The organism is Roseateles sp. P5_B10 (genome assembly GCF_056400485.1).
In genome coordinates this window covers 1-3509 of sequence record NZ_JBFULE010000567.1, presented here as the reverse complement: position 1 = coordinate 3509, position 3509 = coordinate 1, and the positions used below count along the sequence as shown (strand labels likewise).

Genomic DNA, 3509 nt, shown 5'->3' with positions numbered 1-3509 from the left:
GTGTGCGCACCAGCGCGCCTCCCGGCTGGCCCCGGCCTGGTTGTGGTGCCGCTTCAGTGCCCGCGCCAGGCGAAGGCTGGGGGATGGCTGCGGCGGCGACGGTCGTCTCCGGCGGCTGCGTCACCTGCACTTCGGGCGGCGGTATGAAGCGCGGCGGTGGGGGAGACAAGGTGGGCAGTGGCAGCAAGGCCATCTTCGGCGATGGCGGCGGCGGTGTTTCTGGTTGGATGAGCTTGATCTCCACAGGGGCCTGCCGGGCCACCTGGACGATGTGGTGCGCCAGGCCGCTGACCAAGACCCAACCCAGCACGAGATGCAGCAGCACCACGACGCCGATGCCGGTGAAGCGCCTGCCCGGGCGGTGCTGCCATTGAGCGAAATCCACGCGGTTCTCCCTGGGTGAACGAATCCGGTCGGCGGGCTGTCACAGCGGGCCTCGATCCACGCAGGAATTGTTGCCTGATCGGGTGCTGGAATGAACATCTGCGATGACGAGCCGCGTCGCAATGGCGAAGCTCTTCGCGACGCGCTCAGATCCGCCTGAACACCAGCATGTGCCAGCGCGTGTCGGTGCTGGCCAGCACCGCGTCGTTGACGCTGCTGCTCTCCAGCATCAGTCCCAACTCGGTGAGCTGCCGCTGCACCGTGGCCGGGGCGTGGTTGTGGAACCGACGGCCATCGGCGTCGCGGTCACCATTCAACTGGCCGGAGTTCATTTCCGGCAGGGCAATCAGCAGTGCGGGCCGGCAGCGGGCCACGTCGCCTGCGGCGAGAGGGCGAAGCTGCCGAGCGAGCGAAGCCAGTGCGCCGGGCAGGTCGGTGGGGGCGATGTGCATCAGCACGGCACTGCACGCCACGGCGTCGAAGCCCTGGGGGCAGCAGTCCGAGAAGGGCGTGCCCAGTTGGGGAAGGCTGGCGTCGCGCAGCCGTCCGGCAAGGCCGGGCCGCAGCCGCAGCGCGGTTTCGCGCATGGCGGCGTTGGGCTCCACGCCGAAGGCCTCGAACCCGGCCTGCTGCAGCGCCGCCACGTCCCGGCCCGAGCCCGAGCCGACGTCCAGCACCCAGGCGCCCGGCGGCAAAGCAGCTTCGAGAAGGGGCAGCATCGCGCTGCGACTGGCCTCGGTGGCGGCCAACTGGGTGGCGTAGCCGTCGTAGAACGTGGCTGTGCCGGCGTCCGCTGCGTTCGCGCTCAATTGCGGAAAGAGGGCACCGCGCCCTTGCCGGCCATCATGGCCTTGGTCAGGTCCTCGCTCATCAACATCGCGGCGTTCCAAGTCGCGATGTAGTTGAGGCCGTCGGCCACCGAGTGGTCACGGGCGTAGTTCAGCTGCTCCTTGGTGCCGCGGATGGACAGCGGCGACTTGGACGCAATCGTTGCGGCGATCTCGCGCACGCCAACCCCAAGCGCCTCGCGGCTGTCGAACACGCGGTTGACGAGGCCGATCTCGCGCGCCTCGGCCGCCTCCACGCGCCGGCCCGTGTAGGCCAACTCGCGCACCAGGCCCTGCGAGCCGATGAGCTTGGGCAGGCGTTGCAGCGTGCCGACATCGGCCACCATGCCGATGTCGATCTCCTTAATGGAGAAATAGGCGTCGCTGCTGCAGTAGCGCATGTCGGCGGCGCAGATCAGGTCGATGCCGCCGCCCACGCAGGCGCCGTGGATGGCCGCGAGCACGGGCTTGCGGCAGCGCTCCAGGCTGGTCAACGTGTCCTGCATGTCCAGGATGACCCGGCGCAAGCCCTCGCGGGTGCGGCCGTCGCAGGGGTCTTCGATCTGCGGGGCGATGCCCATCATCATCTGCAGGTCGATGCCGGCGGTGAAGTGCCTGCCTTCGCCTTCCAGCACGGCGACGCGCGCTTCTGGCTGCGTGTCCACCCAGTCGAAGGCGCGGCGGATGTCCTGCCACATCGCCGCGTTCATCGCATTGACCTTGTCCGGCCGGTTCAGGCGGACGGTGGCGATGTGGTCCTGGACGGAGACGGTGAGGGTTTCGAGTGTGGGCGCGGTCATTGGGGAGTCAAGGTGGTGGAACGGAGTCGGGTTGCGGCTCGGTCATTGCGGCATTGGCTCGCGTAAGCAGGATGCCAGTGGGCGTCTTGGTCAGCTGCAGGGTGTCACCTGCTGCGAGATTCAGGCGTGCCAGCACGGCGTCGGGAAGCACAAAGCCGAGAGAGTCTTGCGCCTCTACCAGTTGAACGATGTCCATGCTTGCCGCTCCTGAGGTGACCGCGTCGACAATACTAACCAGTTGCCCTCCGAACCCATCATGCACACCTTCTCCAAACGCCTCCCTCAAGGCGGTGGCCTCGCCGCCGTGCTGCTCAAGCGCTCGCCCGCTCTCGAACTCGATTGGGACACCCGCAGCAAGAGCCGATTCGGCGCGACTGACAGTTCCGGTCGCGAAGTTGCCGTGGTGCTGCCCCGCGGTACGGCGCTGCGCGGCGGCGACGKGCTTGTGGGTGATGTCGGTTCCCTGCTGCGCGTCATCGCCGCCCCCCAGCCCGTGCTGCAGGTGCGTTTCTGCGCAGAGCACGGCTCCGCATTTGATTTGCTGCGCGCCGCCTACCACCTCGGCAACCGCCATGTGCCGCTGGAGCTGCAGCCCGAGCTGCTGCAGTTCGAGCCCGACCCCGTGCTGGCCGACATGCTGCGCCGCCAGCATCTCATCGTGACCGAAGCGCAGGCCGCCTTCGAGCCCGAGGCTGGGGCCTATGGCGAGGGGGCTGGGCATGGCCATCATCACCATGGGCATGACGACCATGCCCATGGCCACGCGCACGACCATGCAACGGCGTCGGCACCGGCGCGCAAGCCGCTGCCCATTCCGGTCCACGTGCACGGCCCCGACTGCAAGCACGACCACGACCACGACCACGGGCACGGGCACTGACGCCCGCGCGCGTCAGCCGTCGCGGTCGTCCGGAGGCGCAACGCCGCGCAACGCCTGGGTCATGTGGTGGACGCTGGCTTCAGGGCCCAGCAAGGCTCGCCCGCGTGCCAGCACCTGCTCGGCCTCGGCGTCGCGCCGTTCCTTGCCGAGCACCAGCACCACGCGGGCCAGCTGCACGTCGATGACGCGCTGCTGAGAGCGCAGCATCTCGGCCCGCTCGCTGGCCGAGAGCTTGCTCGGCGGATGTTCCTGGATGAGCTTGTAGAGGCTTTCCACACGGCCCACGACGGCGTCGACGCGCAGATGCTGGCTCGCGAGCTCGAACTCGTTCAGCTGGATCAGCGCGGGCAGCGCGTCGAGCACGTCGCGCTCGGCCAGCACCGGGTCGCGGTCGGCGAGGCGCTTGAAGGCGTCGCGGGTGGACTCGCTCTGGCCGCCGAGGTAGTTGTTGATGTGGATGACCTCGCCCAGCGCCTGTTGGCCCGGGCGGCCGCCGGCATCGATCCGTGCCAGGGCCTGGTCGCGCACGGCCAGCAGCTGGGTCATGGCGGGTGCGTAGCGGTGCGCCAACGAGGCCCAGTCGGACAGTGCAAAAGACATGCGCACGCCCGACATCGC

Annotated in this window: 5 protein-coding genes and 1 pseudogene; 1 reads left to right on the top strand and 5 read right to left on the bottom strand. The window is 68.8% G+C overall.

Going from position 1 to position 3509, the window contains the following annotated elements; all coding sequences use genetic code 11:
* The 4 genes and pseudogenes from AC1DU6_RS23930 to AC1DU6_RS23915 all read right to left on the bottom strand — a co-directional run.
* Positions 1–385, bottom strand: a pseudogene (locus AC1DU6_RS23930) (energy transducer TonB); the annotation flags it as partial.
* A gap of 145 nt (positions 386–530) precedes the next feature.
* Positions 531–1193, bottom strand: coding sequence for a class I SAM-dependent methyltransferase (locus AC1DU6_RS23925; protein ID WP_457325043.1), 663 nt, complete (start codon positions 1191–1193; stop codon positions 531–533).
* The gene (locus tag AC1DU6_RS23920) at positions 1190–2011 is read right to left on the bottom strand and encodes a crotonase/enoyl-CoA hydratase family protein (RefSeq protein WP_477860115.1); all 822 of its coding nucleotides are present in this window, start codon (positions 2009–2011) and stop codon (positions 1190–1192) included. Before AC1DU6_RS23920 ends, AC1DU6_RS23925 begins: the two co-directional genes overlap by 4 nt.
* Before the next feature lie 7 nt (positions 2012–2018).
* Positions 2019–2207: an AbrB/MazE/SpoVT family DNA-binding domain-containing protein gene (locus AC1DU6_RS23915; RefSeq protein WP_457445748.1), complete on the bottom strand. Its 189-nt coding sequence runs from the start codon at positions 2205–2207 to the stop codon at positions 2019–2021.
* A gap of 60 nt (positions 2208–2267) precedes the next feature.
* On the opposite strand from AC1DU6_RS23915, the gene ureE reads away from it, so the two are divergent.
* Entirely contained in the window at positions 2268–2891 is a 624-nt protein-coding gene (ureE, locus tag AC1DU6_RS23910; RefSeq protein ID WP_477860113.1) for an urease accessory protein UreE, read from the top strand.
* Positions 2892–2903: 12 nt separating this feature from the next.
* Here the strand turns inward: ureE and AC1DU6_RS23905 are convergent.
* The coding region (locus tag AC1DU6_RS23905; RefSeq protein ID WP_477860111.1) for a hypothetical protein at positions 2904–3509 on the bottom strand (606 nt) is incomplete at its 5' end.